Below are 25,560 nucleotides of genomic sequence, written 5' to 3' on the forward strand. Positions count from 1 at the left end.
GAGGTTCCCTATAGATTATGGGGTTGATAGGCCGGATCTGGAAGTCATGTGAGTGATGGAGGTGACCGGTACTAATTAGCCGATGTTCAACACAAAAAGCCACTTTTGTTGTGTGGTTGTTGCTGAGACGATTTCGGATTGTCGCAATAGTGTGTGCTCGCGTCTGTTATGCAGTGTCTGGAACGGCACGACACACCAGCTGAATCGGTGTTGGTTTGGTTGGGTGTGTGTTTTGTTCTGATTATTGGTTTGTCGGTGGTTGTTAGCGGTGGGGTCACGCCCGGTCCCTTTCCGAACCCGGAAGCTAAGCCTACCTGCGCTGATGGTACTGCACCTGGGAGGGTGTGGGAGAGTAAGTCACCGCCGGCACTAAAACTAAAGAAGAAGTGGGGTGTGGGTCGTTGTAACCTTTCAAAGGTTGCAGCAACCCACACCTCATTTTTTTTATGTCTTAACTCACTGCGGCGGAAAAGTAGGCGTCAATAGCAAAGAACAACAACATTGCGCCTCCGCAGCAAGCGAAACTAAGATTGATAAGGTTCACGGGACGGGCCTTACAACCCGAAAAGACGAAGACGACGGAAGGTAAACCCCCAAGAATGGCTGAAAACTCAAGCAACATTTGCGGACGCGGTGGCCGGCCCCAGGGGGAGGGCAAATTCCGCAACAAGGGCGGCTTCAAGCCCAACCGCGGCGGCCGCCCCAACCGCAACTCCAACAAAAAGCGCGGCTCCAACTGGGAAACCCAGCGCGGCCCACACAGCGGCCCGCAGCGAGCCGGCTACCGCGAGGAGCGCCTCAACAAGCGTCTCAACGAACCGGAAGTTTCCCAGGACCTCGACCCGAAGGAGCTCGACCCTTCCGTACGCCAGGAACTCCGCAGCCTCTCAAAGGACAACGCGGACATGGTGGCAAAACACCTGATCATGGCCGCCACGCTGCTGGACAACGAACCGGAGAAGGCGCTCGCCCACGCCCGCGCCGCCAAGGATCGCGCCGGTCGAGTCTCCGTCGCCCGTGAAACCTGCGGCATCGTCGCCTACCACGCAGGCGAATGGAAGGAAGCTATCTCCGAGCTGCGCGCTGCTCGCCGAATGGCCGGTGGCCCCGGTTTGCTGCCTGTTCTCGCCGACGCGGAACGCGGCCTCGGGCGACCCGAAAAGGCCCTGGAAGTAGCCAACGACCCGCAGGCTGACAAGCTGGATGCCGAGTCCAAGGCAGAGCTGGCCATCGTCGTCGCCGGCGCTCACCAAGATCTTGGCCAGTCCGACGAAGCCCTGCTGGCTCTGGAAGCTCAGCTGGACAACGCTGAAGCCCCAGACGTAACCCGCATGCGCCTGTACTACGCCTACGCTGACGCACTGGCCACGGCCAAGCGCACGGACGAGGCCATCGACTGGTTCACCCGTGCAGGCGAAATGGATACCGAAGAAGTCCTGGACGTCCTGGACCGCCTGGCCGAACTCGGCGTAGACCCTAACGGTGCAGATCAGAACAAGGATAAGTAGCCCATGGCCCACCCGCTGCTGGATAACTACGACGCACTACTAGCCGACCTCGACGGCACCGTGTTCTCTGGCCACACCCCAATTCCGGGCGCGGCAGAAGGCCTGGCGGGCCGCAAGGTCATGTACGTCACCAACAATGCCTCGCGCGCCCCGCAGCAGGTCGCCGAGCACCTGAATTCCATGGGCTTCCCCGCGAAGGCGGAAGACGTGGTTACCTCGGCCATGGCCGCCTGCGACCTGGGCAAGCGCTACATCGCCGAAGCCGGTATCGAGCAGCCGATCGCATACGTAATCGGCCACGACTCCTTCAAGCAGCTGGTGGCCGACGCTGGCTTTCAGGTCACAGAGACCGCCGACGACCAACCGCACGTGGTCTTCCACGGCCATAGCCCGGACAACAATTGGGCACGCCTCTCCGAAGGCGCCCTGGCCATCCAGCGCGGAGCCCGCTACTTCGCCTCTAACCTGGATACGACCCTGCCCTCCGAGCGCGGCTTCCTGGTCGGCAATGGCTCGATGGTCGCGGCCGTGACCTCCGCCACGGGAGTTACCCCCGAATCAGCTGGTAAGCCGGGCCCCGCCATGTTCGAGGTCGCCGCCCGCCGCATCGGCTCTACAAAGCCCCTGGCCGTCGGCGATCGCCTGGATACCGACATCGCCGGTGGCAACGCCGCGGGGATGGACACGCTCTGCACCGTGACTGGGGTGTCTACCCACACCGATATTATTGACGCCCCTTCGTCCCACCGACCAACGTTTATTGCAGGTAATCTACGCGACCACCTAACCGGATGGTCCGCGAGCGTGGACGAGGGAACTAACCGCATCCGCGTAGCTGCCGGCGAGCTGGGGGACGTGGAAGTCATGGCAGCTGAAGCGCTGGCCGTGGCCGCGCCGCTGGCGTGGCAGCTGATTGATGACCCGGAGATCCCGCAGATCACTAGGGCCGAGAACATCGACTTTGTAGGCGCAGACGCACAGGCCGTGGAGGCCTTGGGAGGTTGGAAGTAAGTGGGCGAGGGGCAACCGAAACCTTCGATGCTGTCGGGGGACAGTAGGCGTCAACAAGAAGAGCTGGCACAAGCCGTCGACGAGCTACTCGCGCGTGATGTTCACGGCGCCGAAGAAGCCGCCGTGTTGGAGGAAGCACACCGGGTAGTCAACGAGGCGCTAGGGGGCGAACGCTGATGGCTAGACGAGGTCCGAAGCTGCAGCGGCTGGATGCGGAGCTGGTGGCCCGGAAGATCGCCCGCAGCCGCGAGCATGCCCAGGAGATGATCAAGGCCGGGCGCGTGACCGTCAATGGCATGCTGGCGAAAAAGCCGGCCAGTGGCGTGGATGGAAACGTATCCATCAAGGTCGCAGAATCCGAGGACGACCGCTGGGCCAGCCGCGGCGCACACAAGCTCTTGGGAGCACTGGAGGCTTTCGAGCCCCAGGGCCTCAGCGTTGAGGGCAAGACCGTCCTGGATGCCGGAGCATCCACCGGCGGTTTTACGGATGTGTGCCTGGATCGTGGGGCGGCGAAGGTGAAGGCCGTGGACGTGGGCTATGGCCAGCTGATCTGGCGGCTACAGAACGATGACCGGGTGGACGTGATGGACCGAACGAACGTGCGCACCCTCACCCCCGAAGACCTCGGCGGCCAGGTGGACCTGATGGTCGGGGACCTGAGTTTTATTTCGATTCGCCTGGTACTGCCCGCGCTGGCCGCGTGCGTGAAGGATGGCGGGGATCTGCTGCCGATGGTGAAGCCGCAGTTTGAGGTCGGCAAGGATCGTCTGGGGCACGGCGGAGTAGTGCGCAGCCCCGAGTTGCGTGCGGAAGTGACCCGCGAAGTGGCTGTCGAGGCGATGAAGTATGGTTTGAGTACGAAGGCCGTTGTCGCCTCCCCGCTGCCGGGGCCGAGCGGCAATGTTGAGTATTTTCTCTGGTTGGTCAAGGACAGTGCTCCGGTTTCACCTAGCATGGTTGAAAAGGCTGACCACACCGGCCTGGACGAGATGATTGCAACCGCCATTAAGGAGGGCCCGCAGTGACCACACCGGGGACTGACCACACCGCGGATCAGGACGCAGAATCTGGTGACAAGGGCACCAAGGCTGCTTCGGAGGCAAACACCGAGCGTGAGGTTCTTCTGGTTGCACACACCGGTGTGCACGAGAACCTGGGCCTGGCGGCGGAGGCGGCGTCGCGCCTACAGAAGGGCGGCATCAACGTTCGCGTGATGGCTACCGCCGACCCGGCTCCAGTGGCCCGTCATGAAGTTCTGGGGCGCTTCAAGCGTTTCGGCCACACCAAGGAGGCCGCCACGGGCGTGGAGATGGTGATTGTTCTGGGCGGCGACGGTACCTTCCTACGCGCAGCCGACATCGCGCACTCGGCGGATGTTCCGGTGTTGGGCATCAACATGGGCCACATCGGCTTCCTTGCAGAGTGGGAGCAGGAATCTCTGCAGGAAGCGGTGGACCGCGTGATCAACCGCGATTACCGCATTGAAGACCGCATGACGCTATCGATCACCGCCCGCGACATGGACGGGCGCGTGCTGGGCACCGGCTGGGCGCTGAACGAATGCTCTGTGGAGAACCTGAACCGCCAAGGCGTGCTGGATACGATCCTGGAGGTCGACGAGCGCCCTGTTTCTTCGTTCGGTTGTGACGGTGTTTTGGTATCGACGCCCACAGGCTCCACCGCCTACGCCTTCAGCGCAGGTGGCCCGGTTCTGTGGCCGGAGTTGGATGCGATTCTGGTGGTAACCAGCAACGCGCACACGCTGTTCAGCCGCCCGCTGGTGGTCTCCCCGAACTCGATGGTGGCGGTGGAGACGAACCCGTCGACCTCGCCCGCGACGGTGGTGATGGATGGTTTCCGCCAGATTCATATGCCCCCGGGAGCGCGCGTGGAGATCCGCCGCGGCCCGCAGCCGGTGCGCTGGGTGCGCCTGGATTCCGCGCCGTTTACCGACCGACTGGTACACAAGTTCCGCCTGCCCGTGACGGGCTGGAGGGGTCCGCGCCACTAGTAATGCTGCACGAACTACACATTCGCAACCTCGGTGTGATCGAGGAAGCGACGGCGGAGTTTTCCACGGGCTTGAGTGTTGTCACCGGCGAGACCGGTGCGGGTAAGACGATGGTGGTTAGCTCCTTGCGTTTGCTTTCCGGGCATCGGGCTGATGCATCCCGCGTGCGCAATGGTGCGGACAAGGCCAGCGTGGAGGGGATTTTCTCCGCGGATTCCGCCGCCGTGGATGAGCTGGTTGAGCAGGTCGGCGGGTACGTCGACGACGGGGAAGTTATTGCTTCCCGCACGGTGAACGCCACCGGCCGTTCGCGTGCGCACCTGGCGGGCAAGACGGTGGCTGCGGGCGTGCTGGGGGAGTTCGCCGGGCACGTTATTACGATCCACGGACAGAACGACCAGCTGCGGCTTCTGGATCCGGTGCGTCAGCTCGGCGCTTTGGATGATTACGCGGGGCTGGGGGAGAAGGTAGCCACCTACCAGGCTCGCCGCGCTGAGTGGCTGCGCTTGGATAAGGACCTGCGCCGCCGCATGGAGGCGCGCCGCGACCTTGCCCTGGAGAGTGAAACCCTGCAGCGCGCGGTGGAGGCCATTGACGAGATAGACCCGCAGCCGGGCGAGGATGTGGAGGTCAAGGCGCAGATCAAGCGCCTGCAGGCCGCCGATGACATTCGTGCGGGCTTGCAACGGGCGCAGGCTGCGCTGGACGGCATGGATAGCCTGTCCGGGGATGATTTCGGCGATTCCGAAGGCGCCAGTGCTCTGGTCGGCCAGGCGACCAACGAGCTGACCAACCTGACGGATACCGAGGGGGAGGGCGGCAACCTTTCCGACTTGGCCGATCGGCTGGGCGAGGTGAGCGTGCTGCTGGCCGACATTTCCTCCGAGATCGGGCAGGCGCTGCTGGACGTTCCCGACCCCGACGAGCTGGATGGCCTGCTGCAGCGCCAGACCCAGCTCCGGGAGCTGCGGAAGTATGCCGTGGATGTGGATGGGGCGCTGGCGTGGCGCGATCAGGCGCGCGAGCGTCTGGAATCCATGGACGTTTCCGATGAGGCGTTGCAGAAGCTGCAGGACGATGTCGCGGCTGCGCGGGATGCGGCGCGCGCGGTGGCTGAGGAGTTGTCTTCGGCGCGCGTGAGGGCGTCCAAAAAATTTTCGAAGGCCGTCACCGAAGAGATCCGGGGCCTGCACATGTCGGCCGAGATCCGCGTCGACGTGCGGCAGCCCGGTGAGGAGCCGGGCGAGAAAGCGGGCGGCCTGGGGCCGCACGGCATCGACGAGGTGGAGTTCCAGCTGGTGCAGGGCGGCAATGTGAATCCGCTCGCGGGTTCGGCTTCCGGCGGTGAGCTGTCGCGCGTGATGCTGGCGCTGGAGGTCGTGCTGGCCGCAGGGACCAAGGGCGGCCGGACGATGGTTTTCGACGAGGTCGACGCGGGTGTTGGCGGCAAGGCTGCCGTGGAGATCGGGCGCCGTCTGGCGAAGTTGGCGGTTGATAATCAGGTCATCGTCGTGACCCACTTGCCCCAGGTTGCCGCGTTTGGTGACGCCCACGTCTACGTGGCTAAGGCGACCTCCGCGGACTCGGTGACTTCCTCGGTGCGCACGCTCAGCGAGGATGAGCGGGTGGAGGAGCTGTCGCGCATGCTGGCGGGCTTGGAGTCCGAGACGGGGCGGGCTCACGCCGAAGAGCTGATGGCGATGGCTACGGAAGCGAAAGCGGAGCTGTAGAAAATTTTTCTGCCAGCGGGCGCCGGGGTGTGATCGGCGCTACAGTGGTGCTGTGTTAAGAGTGGGGAGCGCGCACCCGCTGCGATCTGCGTGCAGTGTGAGGGGGACTAAAGCGGTGAAGCGTGTAGCGGCAAGTGTGTTTTTAATTTTTTTTGGATTCGTGTTGACTGCGTGCGGTAGCGAGGGGGAGGAACCTGCCGTGACCGGCGCGTTTGCTGAAACGGAGGGGCGATCGAATAGCGAAGGGCCTGTGGATAACTCGGGTTCAGGAGGGTCTGAGGGCGACGGCCGTGTGCTAAAACCTGAGGGGCACAAGGGGATGTGGTTCGAGACCGAGCCGACGGATCCGTGGGAACACTACGTGTGGGCATCACAGAAGTTCGTGGGGGATCCCATCGAACTTCCGAAGCTAGAGGGGAAGGGCCCCGACGATCCGCTGGCTGGTCTGCCGGATGTGTGCGACGAGAAGGTTATTGAGCGAATGAAGGAGGTGGGGTTTGATCATGAACATACCAATAGCGAGGGGTTGGTAAGGACCTGTTACTTCTTTGAAACTGAAGGTCTGAGGGGACCTTTCTCTGAAGAAATGTTCAATGTTTCTATTGATCCCACTCGAAATCTCGAGGAAAACAAGAAAAGCGTTGATTATCAGCTCGAGCGCAATGATGTTTCGCTTCTAGGGATTGATCCTGGTGAAAACGAAGATGATTGTGGAGTCGCTAAAGAAGAAGGATCTTCCGTAATCTACGCGAGATTTATCTCTGGTAATGATGCTGGAGATGTTCGCCTGGTGTGTAATTTGTCCGAGAAATTCTTTCAAATTCTTGATAATTTAGTAACATATTAATGAAATATATGGGGTGGGGAAATGCTTAAGTTTGATATACCTTCTTTGCGTGGAGTGAGGAAATCATTGATGGAAGCTAAAGCGGCGCTAGATGACTTTAATGTTCAGAGTAGAGCGGGGGTTACTTACACCGGCGTCCCTTCGCTGAAAGCCGCCTACACTCAGCACGGGACTTTCTGGAGTGGCCAGTCAGGATCCGCCAAAAATGTAGTAGATATTCTTACCTCTAATGTGAGTTGGCTGTTGGAAGTATTCTCCAACCAACTGGAAGGCTTCGACCTGCAGGAGTATTTCAGCAAGCAATCCTTCGACCAGGTGAATTCCCAGGTTTTGGTCGCCGATAACAGGATGCGGCAATTTTTTATCCCAACCCGCGATTCCCGGTCGATCGACAACCTGATGTACAACACGCCAGTGACTGTCGCGGAGGCCACCATGCCGCTCGCATCGCTCATCTCGGCGTTTCAGGGGGACGATTCCGCACCTCTTGCAGTCGCGGACTCTTGGGAGAACGCGGCCAAGGCGCTCAAAGACTCCATGGATAACCTCAAGAGCGCGTCCACTGGCCTGGCAAGCTCCTCCGAAGGTTATTCCTTCGATACAGCCCGCGAGGCTATCGACGATGTCCACAAGACCGGTCTCGTCGTTGCCTCCAACACCACCGCGATGGCCGGCTCCGTTCGCCAGTTCCCACTGGTCCGCAGCACCAACCTGCAAGCACTCGAAACAATCCAAGCCACAACCTCGCTGATCGCCGACCCCGCGGAGCGCCTACTCGCCGAGCAAGCTGCCGTCGCCAACTTCGTTTCCTCGCAGCTGCAGCCATCACTCGAGATGGTCCGCCCGCCCGTCTCCAACCTTGGGGTTCCGATCGTTGGGCACTCCGGCGGAGGAACTCTGGACGCCACTACCGTCTCCACCGCCTCCGCGCAACCGACGGTCACGCACATCAACGGCCACACAAATGCTGTTGCTCCCGCAAGCGCCACAGCTCACGGCGAGCAAGCTGCCACCGCCGCCACAAATGCCCCGAAACCCACCGCAGCTCCTGCAGCCGCCCACACGTCTCCCACACCAGGTGGCCTGCACACTCCGGCTAACACACCTGCCCCCGTCCAACCGGCGGCGGCCACGGCAGCACCCCAAGCGCCCGGATTTGCGCCCGGAGGCATCACGTCACCGGCACAGGCATCGACGATCACGCCGCACCAAGCAGCCGCAGCCGCTGCCGCTCCAACCGTTCCCGGCCAGGGCGGTACTTCCGTGCCCGGTACGGAGAACCTCATCAACGCACAGAATCGCTTCGGCGCCGGAGGTGGCGCAGCCAGGCGCCCCGGCGCGGTCAATGAACTGGGAGGCAGGGGGAGCGGCCCACAGCTTCGCAGCATCAGTGGAGGCGCCGGTTCCGGAAGCGGCGCAAGCTCCGCCGCCGGCACTCCGAAGGCGGACTTGCGCAACGTCTCCACCACGGCACCTCGCCCGAACCTCCCGGGCAGCCTGAAAGCAATGCACTCCGCCCCGCTTAACGCCCTGCACGGCGAGAACGCGCACGCGAACACTCCCAACTCCGGCAAGGGTGCAACCTCCGCAGTTCACGGCACCACTGGCGCTAAGGGCAGCGCTGGGGTCAAGAGCGGCGGGAACGTGGCGTCCACAGCAATGGGTAGAGGAACAAGCATTGGCCGGGCAGGCAAGGGCGCAAAGAGTGGTCTGCGCGGGTCGGCGGTGACATTCGGCAAGCAGGACCGCTCGTACTTCCGGCGTATTTTCCTCAGCGGAGAGGATCCGCTGATCTCCGGGAAGAAGGCACGCGACCGGAAGGGGCGGGATAAAGACCGAGCCACTGCGCAACAGACTGTGAAGAAGGTGATTCGCTAGAGGAAAACGGCCTTTCACCGGCGCGCCTAACGCAACACTGGTCACATGAACACCACAATGGTGGCTATGATTTTCTCCCGCAGCGACCAGCCCGGAATCAACGGCGCCACCCGTGACCTCACCGGACCCAAGGGATTTGCTAAGGCCAAGATCTCCGAGGGCGACATTGCCATCGTCGACGAACCCGACATCAGCCGTGCAAACTGTCAAAAGCTTATCGACGCGCGCGTAGCCGCCGTGGTGAACGCACAACAGTTCACTACCGGCCAGGTGCCGAACTTCGGCCCGCAGATGATGCTCGACGCAGACATCCTGCTGATCGAAAACGCCGGCGAAGAGCTGCTCTCAAAGGTCAAGAACGGCAAGAAGGGTCGCGTTGACGAGGGCAAGGTCTACTACGGCGACCGCTCCATCGGCGGCGGCGAAATCCTGGACATGGATACCGCCGCCACCCGCTTCGAGGACGCCCGCGAGGCGCTCGGCGACCACATGGAAGCCCTGTCCGGCAACATGTCCGAGTTCGTCCGCTCCGAGGCTCCGCTGCTGGTCGATGGCCTCGGCATCCCGGATGTCGACGTGGACATGGACGACCGCAAGGTGCTGGTGGCTAGCCCCGATACGCACATCGAGCAGAAGCTGAAGGACCTGCGCTACTTCATGCGTGAGTACTCGCCGATCATCGTCGCCGTGGAGAACGCAGCCGACAGCCTGATGCAGGAGGGCTACCGCCCGAACGTAATCATCGGCGACCCGGAGAAGATCTCCAACGAGGCGCTGCGCTGCGGCGCCACCGTCGTGCTGCCCGCAGACCCGGACGGCCACGCGGTCGGCCTGGAGCGCATCCAGGACCTAGGAGTGGGCGCAATGACCTTCCCTGCCGCCACCCAGGATCCGACGGATCTGGCGCTGATGCTGGTCAACTACCACGGCGCATCCATGGTGGTAAGCCTCGGCGAGGTGGAGGACCTGGACCGTGTGTTCCAGCGCGCCCAGTCGCCGGAAACACCGTCTGCCCTGATGTCCCGCCTGCGTGTCGGCCCCCGCCTGGTCGATTCCACCGCCGTGGCGGAGCTCTACCGCGTCTCCCGCTCCGGCGGCGGCTGGATCTGGGCGCTGCTGGGCATCCTGGTCGCCCTGGCCGTCATCGTTGTGATCATCGGCTTCTCCGGCGATGGATCCTTCGTGGACAACCTCGTGGACACCTGGAACAACTTCGCGCTGAGCGTGCAGGATCTGTTCAAGAATTAACGCAGTCATAGCAGGGAGACAAGAGGCATAAGCATGAGCAAGAACTCGAAGGGCTCCGTCGGCAGAGTGATCGCCGGCCTGGGCTTCGGCGTGGCCGTCGGCACTGCACTGGGCTTTTTCGCCCTTGCCCCGAACGTGCCGGGCGGTCCTGTGGCAAAGGATTCCTCCGCCGAGCAGGAGCTAAAGAGCGAGCAAGCCGCGCGCGAGAAGGCCGAGGGGCAGTCCACCGCCAGCGACAAGGTCTTGGGGTCGGTCGCGGGCCCGGCGGTGCGCAATCTGTTGCGTGGTTCGTCGGTAAACCTTTTTGTGCTTCCGGACGCCGACCAGGCCAACGTCGATAGCCTCCAGCGCCTGGTCAAAATGGCCGGTGGGGAAGTCCACGGTGTGGTCGAGGTGACGGAGAAGGCGCTGGACGCCAACAACGGAGACACCCTGAAATCCATCGCTGCGAACTCCCTGCCGGCCGGCGCGAAGCTCTCGGAGGACAAGCTGGACCCCGGTATGCACACCGGCCAACTGCTGGGTGCGGCCCTCGGCGCAGGCGACAAGGAAGCCAGCGAATCGGACCGGGGTGTGGCCCTGGGTGCACTGGCCAACGAGGACTTCATTGCCTACCAGGGCGAGGCGCCGAAGACCGCCGACCTGGCCCTGGTCGTAGGCGGGGATACCGCCGACGACAAGGACCGCGGCAACTACGGCACCAAGTTCGTCGCCGACTTCGCCGCTGGTCTGGATTCCCGCATGAAGGGCGCCGTTCTGGCCGCCCAGGCAGGCAGCGCGGAGGACGACGGCGCGGTGGGCCAGGTTCGTGCCGACCGGGCAGCCAAGGAGGCCGTATCCACGGTGGATAACGTGGACACCGTCGCAGGCCGCATCGCCACGATCCGCGCGCTGGGCAAGCAGAAGGACGGCAAGGCGGGGCACTACGGCGCTGCCGCGAACGCCTCGGATGCTACGCCGGAATAGGCTTGTGTTAGGCTGAAACCCCGTAGATAGCGAAGTTTAAGCGTCGTTGATTCGGGAGTTACCTTGGCCACTAATCGTGCAAAGAACAGCACTAAATTCATCTTCGTCACCGGCGGTGTGGCGTCCTCGCTGGGCAAGGGGCTCACGGCAGCAAGCCTAGGGCAGCTGCTGTCCTCCCGTGGCCTGCGCGTAACGATGCAGAAGCTGGATCCGTACCTCAACGTTGATCCGGGCACCATGAACCCCTTCGAGCACGGCGAAGTGTTCGTCACCGAGGACGGCGCGGAGACCGACCTGGACCTCGGCCACTACGAGCGTTTCCTGGATCGCAACCTCTCCGCTGCCGGCAATGTAACCACCGGCAAGGTGTACTCCAACGTCATCGCCAAGGAGCGCCGCGGCGAGTTCCTGGGCAAGACCGTCCAGGTAATCCCGCACATCACCGACGAGATCAAGGCCGCAGTGCTGGCCATGGGGCAGCCGGATAAGAACGGCCAGGCGCCGGACGTCGTCATCAGCGAGATCGGCGGCACCGTCGGCGACATCGAATCCCAGCCTTTCCTGGAGGCCATCCGCCAGGTCCGCCACGAGGCAGGCCGCGAGAATATTGCCTTCATCCATGTTTCCCTGGTGCCTTACCTGGCGCCGTCGGGCGAGTTGAAGACGAAGCCGACCCAGCACTCCGTCGCGGAGCTGCGCAGCATCGGTATCGTCCCGGACGCGATCGTCCTGCGCGCCGACCGCGAGGTTCCGCAGGCCATGAAGTCCAAGATCGCCCTGATGTGCGACGTGGACGAGGACGGCGTGGTTTCCTGCCCGGATGCCCCCTCCATCTACGACATCCCGAAGGTGCTGCACTCCCAGCACCTGGATAACTACATCATCCGCCGCCTGAACCTGCCGTTCCGCGACGTGGACTGGACGACCTGGGGCAACCTGCTGGAGAGCGTCCACAACCCGCAGGGTGAGGTCACTATCGGCATCGTCGGCAAGTACATCGACCTGCCGGATGCGTACCTCTCCGTCGCGGAAGCCATCCGCGCCGGCGGTTTCGGCGCGAACGTCCGCGCTAACGTGAAGTGGATCGCCTCCGACGAGTGTGAGACCGAAAAGGGTGCGGCCGAGGCTCTGAAGGACGTCGACGGTGTGGTCATCCCTGGTGGCTTCGGCAATCGCGGCATCGAGGGCAAGATCGGCGCCATCACCTACGCCCGCAAGAACAAGCTGCCGCTGCTGGGCATCTGCCTGGGCCTGCAGTGCATCGTGATCGAGGCCGCGCGCACCGCGGGGCTCACCGATGCTTCTTCTACCGAGTTTGACGCCAACGCCTCCACCCCTGTGATCTCCACCATGGAGGAGCAGAAGGCAGCTGTGTCGGGCGAGGCGGATCTGGGCGGAACCATGCGTCTGGGTGCCTACCCGGCGCGCCTGGCTGAAGGCTCTCTGGTCGCCGAGATGTACGGCGCCACCGACGTCTCGGAGCGCCACCGTCACCGCTACGAGGTGAACAACGCATACCGCGAGCAGATCACCGAGGGCTCCGGCCTCCAGTTCTCCGGCACCTCCCCGGACGGCACCCTGGTCGAGTTCGTGGAGTACCCGAAGGACGTGCACCCGTACTTCGTGGCCACCCAGGCACACCCGGAGTACAAGTCCCGCCCGACCCGCTCCCACCCGCTGTTCCAGGGTCTGGTGGACGCTGCGCTGAAGCACCAGGCTGAGCGCTCCTAAACCGGCGCTCTTAATCCAGCGCTCCTACACTAGGGAGTCATGAGCAACGACAGCACCCCGTACCGCGTTGTAGATAGCGAACTGCTGCTGGACGCGCCGATCATCGGCGTGCGGCGCGATACGATCACCACCGCCACCGGCGAAGCGAAGCGCGAGATCGTGGAGCACTTCTCCGCCGTCGCAGTCGCCGCCGTGCGCGATAACCACGTGATGATGATCCGCCAGTACCGCCACGGCGTGGGCCGCCACCTGTGGGAGATCCCCGCCGGCCTGCTGGACCTGGTGGGGGAGGATCCCCTGGAAGCCGCCCGCCGTGAGCTGGCCGAGGAAGCCGGCCTGCGGGCCCACACCTGGCACTTGCTGGGGGATGTCGTGACCTCCCCGGGCTTCAGCGAGGAAATGTGCCGCATCTACCTGGCCGAGGACTTGGACGATGACCTCTCCGGCTTCGACCTGCCGGAGGCCGAGTTCGAAGAGGCGGAGATCGAAACCCGCTGGGTGCCGATCTCCGAAGCCATTGAGTGGGTGCAGACGGGCAAGGTCGAAAACTCCATCGCCACCATCGCCCTGCTGCACCTGGCCGCAGGTACCCGCCGGGACGTTTCAGAGCCGTTCAACTACCACTCCGGCCTCGCCGATCGCCGCTCCGCCGGCGCGGAAGCCAAGCCCGGCACGGACATGAAGTTCATCCGTTGAGCGCAGAAGCCAACCGCAAACTCGTCACGGCCTACATCCGGCACCTAAAGACCGAGCGCGATGTCTCCGTCCACACCCTGTCGAACTACCAGCGCGACCTCGACCGCTACCTGGAGTGGCTAGGGTCCAAGGCACTACAGGACGTCACTGCCGCGGACATTGAGGACCACTTGGTTTATCTCCGCAAGGATCTGAACCTCGTGGCATCCTCCGCTGCCCGCGGGCTGGCGGCGATCCGCGGCTTGCACTCCTTCGCCCACGCCGACGGCCGCCTGCCTTTCGACGTTGCGGCGGACGTACCCACGCCCTCGCTGGGCGGTTCCATCCCGAAGGCCCTAAGCCTGGCACAGGTCGAGGCTTTGCTGAACGCGGTGCCGGCGGGCGACGGGGCGTCACTAATAAACATCCGCGACCGTGCGCTGCTCGAGATGCTCTACTCGACCGGCGCGCGCATCACCGAGCTACTAGACCTCGACGTCGACGACCTCGACCGGGAGCAGCGCGTGCTGCTGGTGCGTGGCAAGGGCGGCAAGGAGCGCATCGTGCCCCTCGGGCGCCCCGCGCTAGAGGCGGTGGAGCGCTACCTGGTGCGCGCGCGGCCGAGCCTGAACAAGAAAGGCAGCCCGGCGCTGTTTCTCAATAACCGCGGGGCGCGCCTGGGCCGCCAATCGGGTTTCAAGATCGTTTCGCAGGCCGCGGAGGCGGCGGGGTTGGAGCACGTCTCGCCGCACAGCCTCCGCCACAGCTTCGCCACGCACCTATTGGAGGGCGGCGCAGATATTCGCGTGGTACAGGAACTTCTCGGCCACGCTAGCGTGGCCACCACGCAGATTTACACCAAGGTCAGCCCTGAGCACTTGAGGGAAATTTGGGCCTCATCTCACCCCCGTACCTAGTGCGCCTGATAATCTCTAGGGTGTAATTAAAGGCTATTTATCACAATCAAGGGAAAGGGCTTGACGGGATCGCCGATGTCACGTTCACAGTCACACGCGGATGCGTTGTTTGATAAGCCCGATCAGCGCATCGGCCTGACCGGACGACCGATCAAGGAGCTGCCGGACCCCGAGCCGTTGGACCGCCACGGCCCGGCCTCCATCATCGCGATGTGCAACCAGAAGGGCGGGGTGGGCAAGACCACCTCGACGATCAACATCGGTGCTTCGCTGGCCGCGTTCGGCCGAAAGGTACTGCTGGTGGATCTGGATCCACAGGGCGCCCTGTCTGCAGGCCTGGGCATTAGCCACGACGAGTTGGACGTTACGGTCTACAACCTGTTGGTCGATTCTTCTGCTTCTATTCTGGACGCCATCCACTCCAGCCCCGTCGACGGTCTGGACGTCGTTCCGGCGAATATCGACCTGTCGGCTGCGGAGATCCAGTTGGTCAACGAGGTCGGCCGCGAGCAAGCCCTGGCCCGCGCGCTGCGGCCTGTGATGCGCGACTACGACTTCATCATCGTCGACTGCCAGCCTTCGTTGGGCCTGCTGACGGTCAACGCGCTGAGCTGTGCGGATTCGGTGATCATTCCGGTGGAGTCCGAGTACTTCTCGCTGCGCGGCCTGGCGCTGCTGATGGACACGGTGGATAAGGTTCGCGACCGCCTGAACTTCAAGCTCGAGGTGCTGGGCATCCTGGTGACGATGTTCGACCGCCGCACCCTGCACGCTCGCGAGGTGATGGAGCGGCTGGTGGAGGCGTTCGGAGACAAGGTCTTCGACTCCGTCATCACCCGCACCGTGCGCTTCCCGGAGACCTCGGTGGCCGGCGAGCCGATCAACACCTGGGCGCCGAGCTCATCCGGCGCGGTGCAGTACTCGAACCTGGCGAAGGAAGTCATTGAGCGCGTCGCTCAGCAAATCTAGCCAGCCCGTGCAGGAGCCAGCGCAGCCAGAGCAGGCCGAGCAGCCGGAGATCACTGGCTTCCGGGTGGCGCTGGCTAACTTCGACGGCCCCTTCGACCTGCTGCTGCAGCTAATTCACTCGCACAAGCTGGACATCACCGAGGTCGCCCTGGCGCAGGTCACCGACGAGTTCATCGCCTACACCAAGAACTTAAGCTCCAGCGCCGAGGACCTGGATGAGGTCACGGAGTTCCTGGTGGTCGCCTCCACCCTGCTGGACCTCAAAGCAGCCCGCCTGGTGCCGCGCGGCGAGGTGGATAGCGAGGAGGACCTCGCGCTGCTGGAAACCCGCGACCTGCTGTTCGCCCGCCTGCTGCAGTACCGCGCCTACAAGCAGGTGGCCGACCTTTTCGCCGACTGGCAGCGCGACGCCGCCCGTGCCTACCCGGCGATCCTGTCCCTGGAGGAACACCACGCGAACCTGCTGCCTGAGGTGAAGATCGGTAAGACCGCCGACGAGTTCGCCGAGCTGGCCGCCGCCGTGTTCCGCCCCAAGCCCGACCACGTGGACACCGGCCACATCCACCAGGTTGCGGTCTCCGTGCCCGAGCAGGCCGGCCGGATCCTCAATACCCTCAAGGTCGCCGGCGAGAACACCTGGGTGACCTTCGGGGCGCTCATCGCCGACGCGGAGCTGAACATGATCGTCGTCGGGCGCTTCCTGGCACTGTTGGAGCTGTACAAGGCTCGCGCCATCGGCATTGAACAGCCCGAGCCGCTGCAGGACATGTCGGTGGCGTGGACCGGGCTGGATGTCGACCCGGCGGTGGTGGCGGCCAGCAACTGGGAGTAGGCGTCACAAAGAAAGAACAGAAAGGCACACACCATGAGCGATCTAAACCCCAACACCGCGCCGCTGCCACAGGTGTCGGTGCTGCGCAGCCGCGTGGAATCGCTGCTGCTGGTAAGTGACGAGGCAGTGACGCCCACAGAGCTCGCCCGCGTGCTTTCCAACGAGGAGAACGCGGTGCCAGAAGCCGAGGTGGCGCGCACCCTCCACGAAATCGCGGCGGAGTACGAAGCCCGGGGAAACGGCTTTGAGCTGCGTGAACACGAGGGGGCCTTCCGGCTGTACACGCGACGCGCGAACTCGGACGTGGTGGAGGCGAAGCTGCTGGACGGGACCCAACAGCGCCTGAGCCGCGCGGCCCTGGAAACCCTCGCGGTGGTGGCCTACCGGCAGCCCGTCACCCGCAGCCAGGTGGCGGCGGTGCGCGGCGTGAACTGCGACGGCGTGATGCGCACCCTTTCCCTGCGTGGACTGATCGCTGAGACGGGGGAGCAGGGTGGAGCTCATCTGTACTCCACGACGGAGCTTTTCCTGGAACAGATTGGCATTGAATCGCTGGAGGAATTGCCGGATCTGGCGCCGTTGCTGCCGGAAGTAGACAGCATCGACAGCCTGGACAGTATCGACAATTAAGCAGGTTAAGGGGTACAATTCGGGCTGATAATTCAAGATTTTAGTTCGAAGGGCTAGAAACACCGTGGACACACCCGCTCGCCGAGACGGCACACCGGAGACCGCTCCGAAAGACATCTACCTATCCCAGGCCAAGCCCGCCAAGCGCCAGCACGTGACGGCGCAGGAGGCAGAGGCCGCACTCAACAAACCAGATTCGGAGAAAGCCCAGGTGCGCCTGCAGAAGGTGCTGGCCTCTGCGGGCGTGGCAAGCCGCCGCATGAGCGAGAAGCTCATCGCCGCCGGTCGCGTGGAAGTAAACGGCGAAGTCGTGGTGAAGATGGGCACCCGCATCGACCCGAGCGTGGACATCGTCCGCGTGGACGGCGAGCGCGTGCAGGTCAACGAAGAGATGGTCTACTTCGCACTGAACAAGCCCCGCGGTGTGCACTCCACGATGAGCGACGACCTGGGCCGCCCGTGCGTGGGCGACCTGGTCGGTACGCGCCTGAAGGAAGGCCAGGGGCTGTTCCACGTCGGCCGCCTGGATGCCCAGACCGAGGGACTGCTGCTGCTCACCAACGACGGCGAGCTGGCCAACCGCCTGATGCACCCCAAGTACGAGGTGAAGAAGACCTACATGGCCACCGTGCTGGGCGAGGCGAGCCGCAAGCTGATCCGCGAGCTGAAGGACGGCGTGGAGCTGGACGATGGCATTGCCCGCGCCGACAGCGTGCAGATCGTGGACGTGTGGCAGGGCAAGTCGCTGATCAAGGTGGAGCTGCACGAGGGGCGCAAGCACATCGTGCGCCGCATGCTGAAGGAGGCCGGCTTCCCGGTCCAGGCGCTGGTACGCACCAAGATCCACACCGTGCAGCTGGGCGAGCAGAAGCCGGGCACGATCCGCGCGCTGAACCAGGCGGAATTGCAGAGCATGTACAAGAAGGTCGGGCTGTAACCAGCCAGCAGCTAGAACAGCCGACATAAACACACAATTATTTAGGGGAACGACCTTTCTATGACGAATGCACCTTTCTACGAGCCCGGCTCCGCGCTGGATCAGCTCGCCAGCGCAAAGAACATTGAGGACGGCGGCCTGATCGTCGCCGTCGACGGCCCGAGCGGCACCGGCAAGTCCACCGTCTGCCGCCGCCTGGCCACCGCCGCGGACGCGAAGTACCTGGATACCGGCGCAATGTACCGCGTCGCCACGCTGCATGTTCTGCGCCAGGGCATCGACCCTTCCGAGGAGTCCGCACGCGAGGCGATCATTTCCGCCACCGCCGACCTGCCACTGGAGATCAACGAGGATCCTACCTCCACCGAGGTGCTGCTGGACGGCACCGACGTTTCCGGCGAGATCCGTGGCCCCGAGGTCACCGCGCATGTCTCCGCCGTCGCCGCCATCCCGGAGGTGCGCGAGAACCTGGTGGCGTTGCAGCGCTCTTTGGCTTTCGCTGCCGGTCGCTGCGTGGTCGAGGGCCGCGACATCGGAACTGTGGTTCTTGAGGACGCCCCAGTCAAGATTTTCATGACGGCCTCCGCCGAGGTGCGAGCTCAGCGCCGATACGATCAGGACCTGGAAGCTGGCCGGGAGGCAGACTACGAGGCTGTACTCGCGGATGTGCAGCGCCGTGACGAGGCCGATTCTTCCCGCAAGACCTCTCCGCTCCGCCCGGCAGAGGATGCCGTAATTGTGGACACCGGCGAGATGGACATCGATGAAGTGCTAGAGAAGCTGGCGCAGCTGACCTTGGCCAGCGCCAAGCCGGACAGCCTGGATTCCCCGGCGGAGCTGATCTTCCGCACCGCCGATGGCGAGGTGCTGGGGGAGTCCGACTTCTCCGTCGCCGAGTTTTCCGAGTACGACGATGACGAATTCGACGAGGGCAACGAGTCCGGCCCCGACGAATTCTTCATCACCGGTCCGGACGACTTCACCCTCGAGGGCGGCGGCAACATGCCGGAATCCGACGAGGACTGGGATGCCCTGGAGGAGGCCTTCGGCGTGCTCGGCGACGAGGAGGCCGAGCAGGAGGCCCTGTGCACCGTCGCCATTGTCGGCCGCCCGAACGTGGGCAAGTCCACCCTGGTGAACCGCTTCATCGGCCGCCGCGAGGCTGTGGTGGAGGACTTCCCGGGTGTCACCCGCGACCGCATTTCCTACCTGGGCGAGTGGTCCGGCCGCCGCTTCTGGGTGCAGGATACGGGCGGCTGGGATCCGGACGCGAAGGGCATCCACGCCGCCATCGCCCGCCAGGCGGAGACGGCCATGGAGACCGCCGACGTGATCGTCTTCGTAGTCGACTCGAAGGTCGGCATTACCTCCACCGACGAGGTCATCGCCCGCAAGCTGCAGCGCAGTAAGGTGCCCGTGATCGTGGTGGCCAACAAGTGCGATGCCGACGCGCAGCTGGGCGATGTCGCCGAGTTCTGGGCGCTGGGCCTGGATAACCCATACCCGGTGTCCGCGCAGCACGGCAAGGGCGCGGCGGACGTCATGGACGAGGTTCTGCGCGTATTCCCGGAGCACCCGCGCGAGCTCTCCGTCGTTTCCGGCCCGCGTCGCGTGGCTTTGGTCGGCCGCCCGAACGTGGGCAAGTCCTCCTTGCTGAACAAGATCACGGGCGAGGAGCGCTCCGTGGTTAATAACGTTGCCGGCACTACCGTGGACCCGGTTGACTCCATCGTGGAGCTGGAGGAAAAGACCTGGAAGTTCGTCGATACCGCCGGCATCCGCAAGAAGACGAAGCACGCGCGCGGCCACGAGTTCTACGCCTCGCTGCGCACCCGCTCCGCCATCGACGCGGCGGAGGTCGTTGTTTTTCTTGTTGACGCCAGCGAGCCCATCGCCGAGCAGGATCAGCGCGTGCTTCGCATGATCCTCGACTCGGGGCGTGCCCTGGTGGTGGCCTACAACAAGTGGGACCTGGTGGACGAGGACCGCCGCGAGCTGCTGGAGCGGGAGATCGAGCTGCAGCTTTCCCACGTCCCGTGGGCTCGCCGCGTGAACATCTCCGCCAAGACCGGCCGCGCGCTGCAGAAGCTGGAGCCCGCGATGATCGAGGCCCTGGAGAGCTGGGATCAGCGAATCTCCACCGGCCAGCTGAACACCTGGCTGCGTGCGGTGATCGCGGAGACCCCGCCGCCGATGCGCGGCGGCCGCCTGCCGCGCGTGCTGTTTGCCACTCAGGCCTCCACCAAGCCGCCGGTGATTGTGCTGTTCACCACGGGCTTCCTTGAGCACGGCTACCGCCGCTTCCTGGAGCGCAAGCTGCGCGAGGCCTTCGGCTTCGAGGGCTCGCCGGTGCGCATCGCGGTGCGTGTGCGCGAGAAGAAGCGCAAGAAGTAACCGTCGTCTAGAACAGCCCGGAGATCACACCTTGCGCATCCACGTCGATGCGTTCGGCTGCGGGCTTCTTCGGCAGGCCCGGCAGCGTCATCACGTCCCCGGTGAGCGCCACCACGAACCCGGCGCCGATGCGCGGCACAAGCTCGCGGACGTGCAGGGTGTGGCCGCTCGGCGCGCCCAGGGCCTTGGGGTCATCGCTGAAGGAGTACTGCGTCTTCGATACGCACACCGGCAGCTTGTCCCAGCCGTTGTCCTTCAGAAACGCCAGGTCCTTCACGGCCTGCGGGCCGAACTGCACGTCCGCCGCGCCGTATATCTCCGTAGCAAGCGTGTTCAGAGTGGCTTCCACGCCATCGACCGGCTGATAGATCTGGTGGCTGGAGCTAGGGGCGTCATCATCAGAAACACCATCGACGACCTCCAACACGGCAGAGGCCAGATCGGCCGCGCCGGCACCGCCCTCGGCCCACACGTTGCACTCCACCACGCGCACACCGAATTGCTCGCCCCAGTCGGCGACCAGAGTGCGTTCCGCGGCGGTATCAGAGCTAAACAGGTTCAGAGCCACCACGGGCTCCACGCCGAACTTGCGGATGTTGCTGACGTGGCGCTCCAGGTTGGCCAGGCCGGTCTTCAGCACGGAATCGCCGTTGTGCTTCAGCGAGCGGATAGTGGCAACCACGACCGTCGCGGCGACGTCGAGGTCGCCAGCGCGGGACTTGATGTCGAAGAACTTCTCCGCACCCAGGTCGCTGCCGAAGCCGGCCTCGGTCAGCACAACCTCCGACAGGTCCAACGCCGTGGTGGTGGCGATCAGCGAGTTGCAGCCGTGCGCGATGTTGGCGAAAGGCCCGCCGTGCACCAGTGCGGGGGTGCCGCCCAGGGTCTGCACCAGGTTCGGATTGATCGCATCGCGCAGCAGGGCAGTGATAGCGCCCGCGCACTTCAGGTCGCCCGCGGTGACAGGCTGGCGGTCATAAGTCTGGCCGACCACGATGCGCCCGATGCGCTTCTTCAGGTCCTCCAGGTCGGTGGCCAGGCACAGGATCGCCATGATCTCGCTGGCCGCCGTGATGTCGAACCCGCCCTCGCGCGGGGTGCCCTGGCCCGGCCCGCCGAGGCCGGTGACCACGTGGCGCAGCGAACGGTCGTTGACGTCCAGGCAGCGCCGCCACGTCACGCGCCGCGGGTCGATGCCCAGCGCGTTGCCGTGCTGCACGTGGTTGTCCACTATCGCCGCCAGGGTGTTCGTAGCGGCGGTGATGGCGTGCATGTCGCCGGTGAAGTGCAGGTTAATGTCCTCCATCGGCACGATCTGCGCATAGCCGCCGCCGGCCGCGCCGCCCTTGATGCCCATGACCGGCCCCTGGGAGGGCTCGCGGATCGCCACCATCGTCTGGCGCCCGGCCGCGCGCACGGCATCAGCCAGGCCGATCAGCACGGTGGACTTGCCCTCGCCCGCGGGGGTCGGGCTCATTGCGGTCACGAGCACGAGCTTGCCCTTCTTAGTGACGCCCTCACGTTCCGCCCGCAGAGCGGGAACGTCGATCTTGGCCTTTGTGCGGCCGTAGGGGATCAAAGCGGCCTCCGGGATGCCGGCGCGTTCCGCGATCGTGGTGATGGGCTCCAGGGTGTGGGCCTGAGCGATTTCGACGTCGCTGGGTTGGGGATTGCTGGTTGCAGAAGAGTTAGTCATATTCCCAGAATAAACGCCTACCCCTAATCGCCCCCGTAATAGCGGGTGTAGGGCTGGGGGCAACTAGACTTCAGGGGGTAAGAGGGTAACCCCCCGAATATTCGCAAAACAATTACTTCCAGTGAGGTAGTGAGGTATAGATGACCGACAACGCACACACCAAGAGCGCTCTGCACAGCGATTGGAACGAGCGGCTGGCCCTGGCGCAGGAGATGCTGCCGCTGATCAGCCGCCTGCACCGCGATAAGAACGTGGTGACTTCCATCTTCGGCCGGTTGCTTGTCAACGTCACCGATATTGACATCATCAAGTCCCACCGCTACGCCCGCCGTGTGGTGGAAAAGGAGCTGCCGCTGGAGCAGACCCTGCCGGTCCTACGCGAGCTGGTGGAGATGAACCTGGGCACTGCCTCCATCGATATTGGATCGCTGGCCAGCCGCTACAACAAGGACTCCGAGGGACTGACCCTGCGCGAGTACCTGGAGCGTGAGCTGGCGGAGGTCATCGGCGGCCCGGAGCAGGTCGAGCCTCGCGACATCGTCCTCTACGGCTTCGGCCGCATCGGTCGCCTGTTGGCCCGCATCCTGGTTGCCCGCGAGGCGACCTATGGCGGTGCGCGCCTGCGTGCCGTCGTCGTCCGATCCAAGGGCGAAGGCGACCTGATCAAGCGCGCCTCTCTGCTACGCCGCGACTCCGTCCACGGAGCCTTCGACGGCACTATCACCACGGACGAGGAAAACAACACGATCTGGGCGAACGGCACCCCGATCCGCATCATCTACGCCAACAACCCGGCGGAGATCGACTACACCGAATACGGCATCAACGATGCAATCGTGGTGGACAACACTGGCGTGTGGCGCGACCGTGATGGCCTGTCTCAGCACCTGGAGGCCAAGGGTGTCTCCAAGGTTCTGCTGACTGCCCCGGGCAAGGGTGACATTAAGAACATCGTCTACGGCATCAACCACGGTGACATCACTGAGGATGATCGCATTCTGTCTGCGGCGTCCTGTACTACCAACGGCATCACCCCGGTGCTGAAGGTCATCAACGACCGCTACGGCGTGGAGCACGGCCACGTGGAGACCGTGCACTCCTTCACCAACGACCAGAACCTGATCGATAACTTCCACAAGGGCGATCGTCGTGGTCGCGCCGCGGGCCTGAATATGGTGCTCACCGCAACGGGCGCGGCGAAGGCCGTTGCCAAGGCTCTGCCTGAGTTCGCAGGCAAGCTGACGGGTAACGCTATTCGCGTGCCCACCCCGGACGTCTCCATGGCAGTGCTGAACCTGACCCTGAACCAGGATGTTGAGGCCGACGAGGTAAACAACTTCCTGCGCCGCGTCTCCCTGCACTCGACCCTGCGCCAGCAGATCGACTTCATTAAGTCCCCGGAGGTCGTCTCCACCGACTTCGTCGGCACCACCCACGCGGGCATCGTCGACGGCCTGGCAACCATTGCGAACGGCAACCACCTGGTGCTGTACGTCTGGTACGACAACGAGTTCGGCTACTCCAACCAGGTGATCCGCATTGTCGAGGAGATCGCCGGCGTGCGCCCGCGCGTGCTGCCGCAGCGTGCCGCAGCGCTGGACCTGTAATAGGGGTTAGCGCTAGGGCTGGTGCTGGGTTATATCAGCATCAGCAGTAGCATCTGGCAGCCGATGATCTTGCCGATCATCGCTGCCGGATAGACGGTGGCGTAGCCGCGCATGGGCAGCTCCGTATCCGCCTGATCGTTGAGATAACTAATCACCGCGGGGTTGGTAGAGACGCCAGCGGCCATGCCCATTGCCTCGTCCCACTTCAGGCGCAGCAGCCACATCCCGCCCAGGCCACAGACGATGGCCGAGGTCACGGTAATGATGAAGCCTAGGGCGATATAGCTCAGAGATGTGATGTCCGTCAGTGCGTCGCGGAAGCCCGTGCCCGCAATGGTGCCTACACCCGCCAGGAAGATGGCCAAGCCCAGACTGCTGAGGGCCTTGTTGGCGTGGTAGGGGATTTGCCAGCCGATGGGGCCTGTGCGGGCGAGCGCTCCGAAGATGAGGCCCATGACGATGGGGCCGCCACCGAAGCCCAGGTTGAGCGTGGTGCCACCGGGCAGGGGGATGGGGATTGCACCGATGAGCAGACCGATAGCCAGGCCCAGGGTGAAGGGCAGCAGGTTCACGTCCGCCAGGGAGCGTTCGGAATCGCCCAGGAACTGAGAGACCTCGTCGATGCGGTGCTTGGGGGTGACCACTCGCACGCGGTCGGAGTAGTTCAGAACGTCGTCCGGGCCGGGCACTAGGTCTTCGTCGCCGCGACGGATGCGGGCGATGATGAAGCCGTGGCTGATCGGGTCGATGTCCTTGATGCTGCGCCCGGCGATGCTGGGGTTAGAAACAGTGATGCGGCGGTAGCCGATGTAGGAGCTATCCACGTCGATGTCGATCTGCTCGCCGAGGGCGGCCGTGGCCTTGTCCAGCGAGTCCGGTGTGCCGGTGATCACCACGATCATGCCGGGGTAGACTTCCGCATCCGGGTAGGCCAGCTTGTGATCCTTTTCCTGGACGTCCTCGGTAGCGTGGTGGGGGCGGACCAAGCGGGTGACGATAATTTTTGAATCCGCGATGGTGCGCAGGTCGCGTACGCAGCCTTCGATGCCCTCGCGCAGGCGCACGCCGCGGTGCTCCAGGGGCGCGTGCAGCACGCCCTCGTCGATGGCGTCCTGGCGGTGGTTCACCTTCAAGAGCTTGGTTCCAATGGCGGCTACGGCGATGGCGCCGAGCACGCCGCCGGGGTAGGCCAGGGAGTAGCCGACGACGGGATCGGCGGCCAGCTCCGGGTGGGTGCCTTCCAGCATGTCCACCACGGCCGCCATACCAGGGGTGGACGTCAACGCAGCGGCGAAGGTACCGGTGGCCGTGGCGGCCTCCACGCCGAAGAGCGGCACCAGCAGCCATGTCATGCCCATCAGGCCAACGAGTAGCACCATGACAAAGAGGATCATGCGCCAGCCGCGCTCTCGGAAGTCGGCGAAGAAGGCGTGCCCGGCTGTCAGGCCGATAGCGTAGACGAAGATTGCCAGGCCGAATTGGAAGATGATTGCGGGCAGCTGGATGTCGGGATTCGCCGTGGAGAATCCAATGGCGACGAAGAGAATCGCCGCGGTGCCCAGCGACATGCCGCCGAGGCGGATCTTGCCGATGGCAAAACCGAGGGCGAGGATAATGACTAGGGCGATCAGCGGATTTTCAGCAAGGAATGCCAGCATGATCTTGATCCTATAAAGAAATCCCCGCCCACACGAGGTGAGCGGGGATCCAAGAGAAACCTCAGATTAGGACTTTCTGAGTAGCCGGACCTTACTTGCCGGAGATCAGGCCAGCCAGGCCAGCGAGTGCGCCGCCGATCAGGCTGACGAGACCCTGGAAGAAGTTTGCAATCAGTTCAATCATGGGAGTGATCCTTTCAGTGTGTAGTGGCGGGCGCTAGGGATTTTGTGAGTTTGTTAGCGCCTTCACACTGACAATCGTTTGTCATCGCTAAGCGTTACGTCCTGAATACAATTTTCTTGAAGAAAGGG

At 63.8% G+C, this 25,560-nt stretch carries 21 protein-coding genes and 2 rRNA genes; 21 read left to right on the forward strand and 2 right to left on the reverse strand.

The window, feature by feature from the left end; all coding sequences use genetic code 11:
* The 20 genes from MHX66_RS00005 to der all read left to right on the forward strand — a co-directional run.
* Positions 1–96 (forward strand): 23S ribosomal RNA (locus MHX66_RS00005); the annotation flags it as partial.
* A 155-nt stretch (positions 97–251) separates the two neighbouring features.
* Positions 252–369, forward strand: a 5S ribosomal RNA gene (rrf, locus tag MHX66_RS00010).
* Between the two features lie 230 nt (positions 370–599).
* Positions 600–1,508 carry a lipopolysaccharide assembly protein LapB gene (locus MHX66_RS00015; RefSeq protein WP_239198195.1) on the forward strand — a complete coding sequence of 303 codons (909 nt, stop codon included), beginning with the start codon at positions 600–602 and terminating at the stop codon, positions 1,506–1,508.
* 3 nt (positions 1,509–1,511) lie between these two features.
* Positions 1,512–2,519, forward strand: a complete 1,008-nt coding sequence (locus MHX66_RS00020) for an HAD-IIA family hydrolase (protein WP_239198198.1) — start codon at positions 1,512–1,514, stop codon at positions 2,517–2,519.
* The gene (locus tag MHX66_RS00025) at positions 2,520–2,696 is read left to right on the forward strand and encodes a hypothetical protein (protein ID WP_005294519.1); all 177 of its coding nucleotides are present in this window, start codon (positions 2,520–2,522) and stop codon (positions 2,694–2,696) included.
* Positions 2,696–3,547: a TlyA family RNA methyltransferase gene (locus MHX66_RS00030; protein WP_239198201.1), complete on the forward strand. Its 852-nt coding sequence runs from the start codon at positions 2,696–2,698 to the stop codon at positions 3,545–3,547. The genes MHX66_RS00025 and MHX66_RS00030 overlap by 1 nt, the downstream gene beginning before the upstream one ends.
* On the forward strand, positions 3,544–4,533 hold the full coding sequence (locus MHX66_RS00035) for an NAD kinase (protein ID WP_239198204.1): 990 nt from the start codon (positions 3,544–3,546) through the stop codon (positions 4,531–4,533). The genes MHX66_RS00030 and MHX66_RS00035 overlap by 4 nt, the downstream gene beginning before the upstream one ends.
* A gap of 2 nt (positions 4,534–4,535) precedes the next feature.
* On the forward strand, positions 4,536–6,263 hold the full coding sequence (recN, locus tag MHX66_RS00040; RefSeq protein WP_239198207.1) for a DNA repair protein RecN: 1,728 nt from the start codon (positions 4,536–4,538) through the stop codon (positions 6,261–6,263).
* A 199-nt stretch (positions 6,264–6,462) separates the two neighbouring features.
* Positions 6,463–7,110, forward strand: a complete 648-nt coding sequence (locus MHX66_RS00045) for a hypothetical protein (protein WP_239198210.1) — start codon at positions 6,463–6,465, stop codon at positions 7,108–7,110.
* A 231-nt stretch (positions 7,111–7,341) separates the two neighbouring features.
* Entirely contained in the window at positions 7,342–8,988 is a 1,647-nt protein-coding gene (locus tag MHX66_RS00050; RefSeq protein WP_239198213.1) for a hypothetical protein, read from the forward strand.
* Positions 8,989–9,033: 45 nt separating this feature from the next.
* Positions 9,034–10,236: a putative cytokinetic ring protein SteA gene (gene steA / locus MHX66_RS00055; RefSeq protein WP_239198216.1), complete on the forward strand. Its 1,203-nt coding sequence runs from the start codon at positions 9,034–9,036 to the stop codon at positions 10,234–10,236.
* A 33-nt stretch (positions 10,237–10,269) separates the two neighbouring features.
* Positions 10,270–11,202, forward strand: coding sequence for a copper transporter (locus MHX66_RS00060; protein WP_239198219.1), 933 nt, complete (start codon positions 10,270–10,272; stop codon positions 11,200–11,202).
* 63 nt (positions 11,203–11,265) lie between these two features.
* Positions 11,266–12,933, forward strand: coding sequence for a CTP synthase (locus MHX66_RS00065; protein ID WP_239198222.1), 1,668 nt, complete (start codon positions 11,266–11,268; stop codon positions 12,931–12,933).
* A 39-nt stretch (positions 12,934–12,972) separates the two neighbouring features.
* Entirely contained in the window at positions 12,973–13,629 is a 657-nt protein-coding gene (locus MHX66_RS00070; RefSeq protein ID WP_239198225.1) for an NUDIX domain-containing protein, read from the forward strand.
* Positions 13,626–14,525 (forward strand): site-specific tyrosine recombinase XerD, encoded by a 900-nt coding sequence (locus tag MHX66_RS00075; protein WP_239198228.1) that lies wholly within the window; start codon positions 13,626–13,628, stop codon positions 14,523–14,525. The genes MHX66_RS00070 and MHX66_RS00075 overlap by 4 nt, the downstream gene beginning before the upstream one ends.
* A gap of 75 nt (positions 14,526–14,600) precedes the next feature.
* Entirely contained in the window at positions 14,601–15,494 is an 894-nt protein-coding gene (locus MHX66_RS00080; protein WP_005294544.1) for a ParA family protein, read from the forward strand.
* Between the two features lie 7 nt (positions 15,495–15,501).
* Positions 15,502–16,326 carry a ScpA family protein gene (locus MHX66_RS00085; protein ID WP_239198231.1) on the forward strand — a complete coding sequence of 275 codons (825 nt, stop codon included), beginning with the start codon at positions 15,502–15,504 and terminating at the stop codon, positions 16,324–16,326.
* A 33-nt stretch (positions 16,327–16,359) separates the two neighbouring features.
* Positions 16,360–16,956 carry an SMC-Scp complex subunit ScpB gene (gene scpB, locus MHX66_RS00090; protein ID WP_239198234.1) on the forward strand — a complete coding sequence of 199 codons (597 nt, stop codon included), beginning with the start codon at positions 16,360–16,362 and terminating at the stop codon, positions 16,954–16,956.
* Between the two features lie 64 nt (positions 16,957–17,020).
* On the forward strand, positions 17,021–17,893 hold the full coding sequence (locus MHX66_RS00095) for a pseudouridine synthase (RefSeq protein ID WP_035004079.1): 873 nt from the start codon (positions 17,021–17,023) through the stop codon (positions 17,891–17,893).
* A gap of 60 nt (positions 17,894–17,953) precedes the next feature.
* Positions 17,954–20,287 carry a bifunctional cytidylate kinase/GTPase Der gene (gene der, locus MHX66_RS00100; RefSeq protein ID WP_239198237.1) on the forward strand — a complete coding sequence of 778 codons (2,334 nt, stop codon included), beginning with the start codon at positions 17,954–17,956 and terminating at the stop codon, positions 20,285–20,287.
* A 7-nt stretch (positions 20,288–20,294) separates the two neighbouring features.
* On the opposite strand, the gene MHX66_RS00105 is transcribed toward der, so the two are convergent.
* The gene (locus MHX66_RS00105) at positions 20,295–21,983 is read right to left on the reverse strand and encodes a formate--tetrahydrofolate ligase (RefSeq protein ID WP_239198240.1); all 1,689 of its coding nucleotides are present in this window, start codon (positions 21,981–21,983) and stop codon (positions 20,295–20,297) included.
* Between the two features lie 140 nt (positions 21,984–22,123).
* Here MHX66_RS00105 and MHX66_RS00110 point away from each other — a divergent pair, with 140 nt between their 5' ends.
* On the forward strand, positions 22,124–23,590 hold the full coding sequence (locus tag MHX66_RS00110; RefSeq protein WP_035004071.1) for a glyceraldehyde-3-phosphate dehydrogenase: 1,467 nt from the start codon (positions 22,124–22,126) through the stop codon (positions 23,588–23,590).
* Between the two features lie 29 nt (positions 23,591–23,619).
* Here MHX66_RS00110 and MHX66_RS00115 read toward each other — a convergent pair whose 3' ends face one another.
* Positions 23,620–25,248 (reverse strand): aspartate:alanine exchanger family transporter, encoded by a 1,629-nt coding sequence (locus MHX66_RS00115; RefSeq protein ID WP_239198243.1) that lies wholly within the window; start codon positions 25,246–25,248, stop codon positions 23,620–23,622.
* Positions 25,249–25,560: the final 312 nt, after the last annotated feature.

The organism is Corynebacterium sp. ACRPH (assembly GCF_022347285.1).
Lineage (GTDB): Bacteria > Actinomycetota > Actinomycetes > Mycobacteriales > Mycobacteriaceae > Corynebacterium.

Bases quoted from the DNA above. Each gene is read 5' to 3' on its own strand.
- MHX66_RS00015 (WP_239198195.1), top strand. From the start codon at position 600: ATGGCTGAAAACTCAAGCAACATTTGCGGACGCGGTGGCCGGCCCCAG.
- MHX66_RS00020 (WP_239198198.1), top strand. From the start codon at position 1,512: ATGGCCCACCCGCTGCTGGATAACTACGACGCACTACTAGCCGACCTC.
- MHX66_RS00030 (WP_239198201.1), top strand. From the start codon at position 2,696: ATGGCTAGACGAGGTCCGAAGCTGCAGCGGCTGGATGCGGAGCTGGTG.
- recN (WP_239198207.1), top strand. From the start codon at position 4,536: ATGCTGCACGAACTACACATTCGCAACCTCGGTGTGATCGAGGAAGCG.
- steA (WP_239198216.1), top strand. From the start codon at position 9,034: ATGAACACCACAATGGTGGCTATGATTTTCTCCCGCAGCGACCAGCCC.
- MHX66_RS00060 (WP_239198219.1), top strand. From the start codon at position 10,270: ATGAGCAAGAACTCGAAGGGCTCCGTCGGCAGAGTGATCGCCGGCCTG.
- MHX66_RS00070 (WP_239198225.1), top strand. From the start codon at position 12,973: ATGAGCAACGACAGCACCCCGTACCGCGTTGTAGATAGCGAACTGCTG.
- MHX66_RS00080 (WP_005294544.1), top strand. From the start codon at position 14,601: ATGTCACGTTCACAGTCACACGCGGATGCGTTGTTTGATAAGCCCGAT.
- scpB (WP_239198234.1), top strand. From the start codon at position 16,360: ATGAGCGATCTAAACCCCAACACCGCGCCGCTGCCACAGGTGTCGGTG.
- der (WP_239198237.1), top strand. From the start codon at position 17,954: ATGACGAATGCACCTTTCTACGAGCCCGGCTCCGCGCTGGATCAGCTC.
- MHX66_RS00105 (WP_239198240.1), bottom strand. From the start codon at position 21,983: ATGACTAACTCTTCTGCAACCAGCAATCCCCAACCCAGCGACGTCGAA.
- MHX66_RS00110 (WP_035004071.1), top strand. From the start codon at position 22,124: ATGACCGACAACGCACACACCAAGAGCGCTCTGCACAGCGATTGGAAC.
- MHX66_RS00115 (WP_239198243.1), bottom strand. From the start codon at position 25,248: ATGCTGGCATTCCTTGCTGAAAATCCGCTGATCGCCCTAGTCATTATC.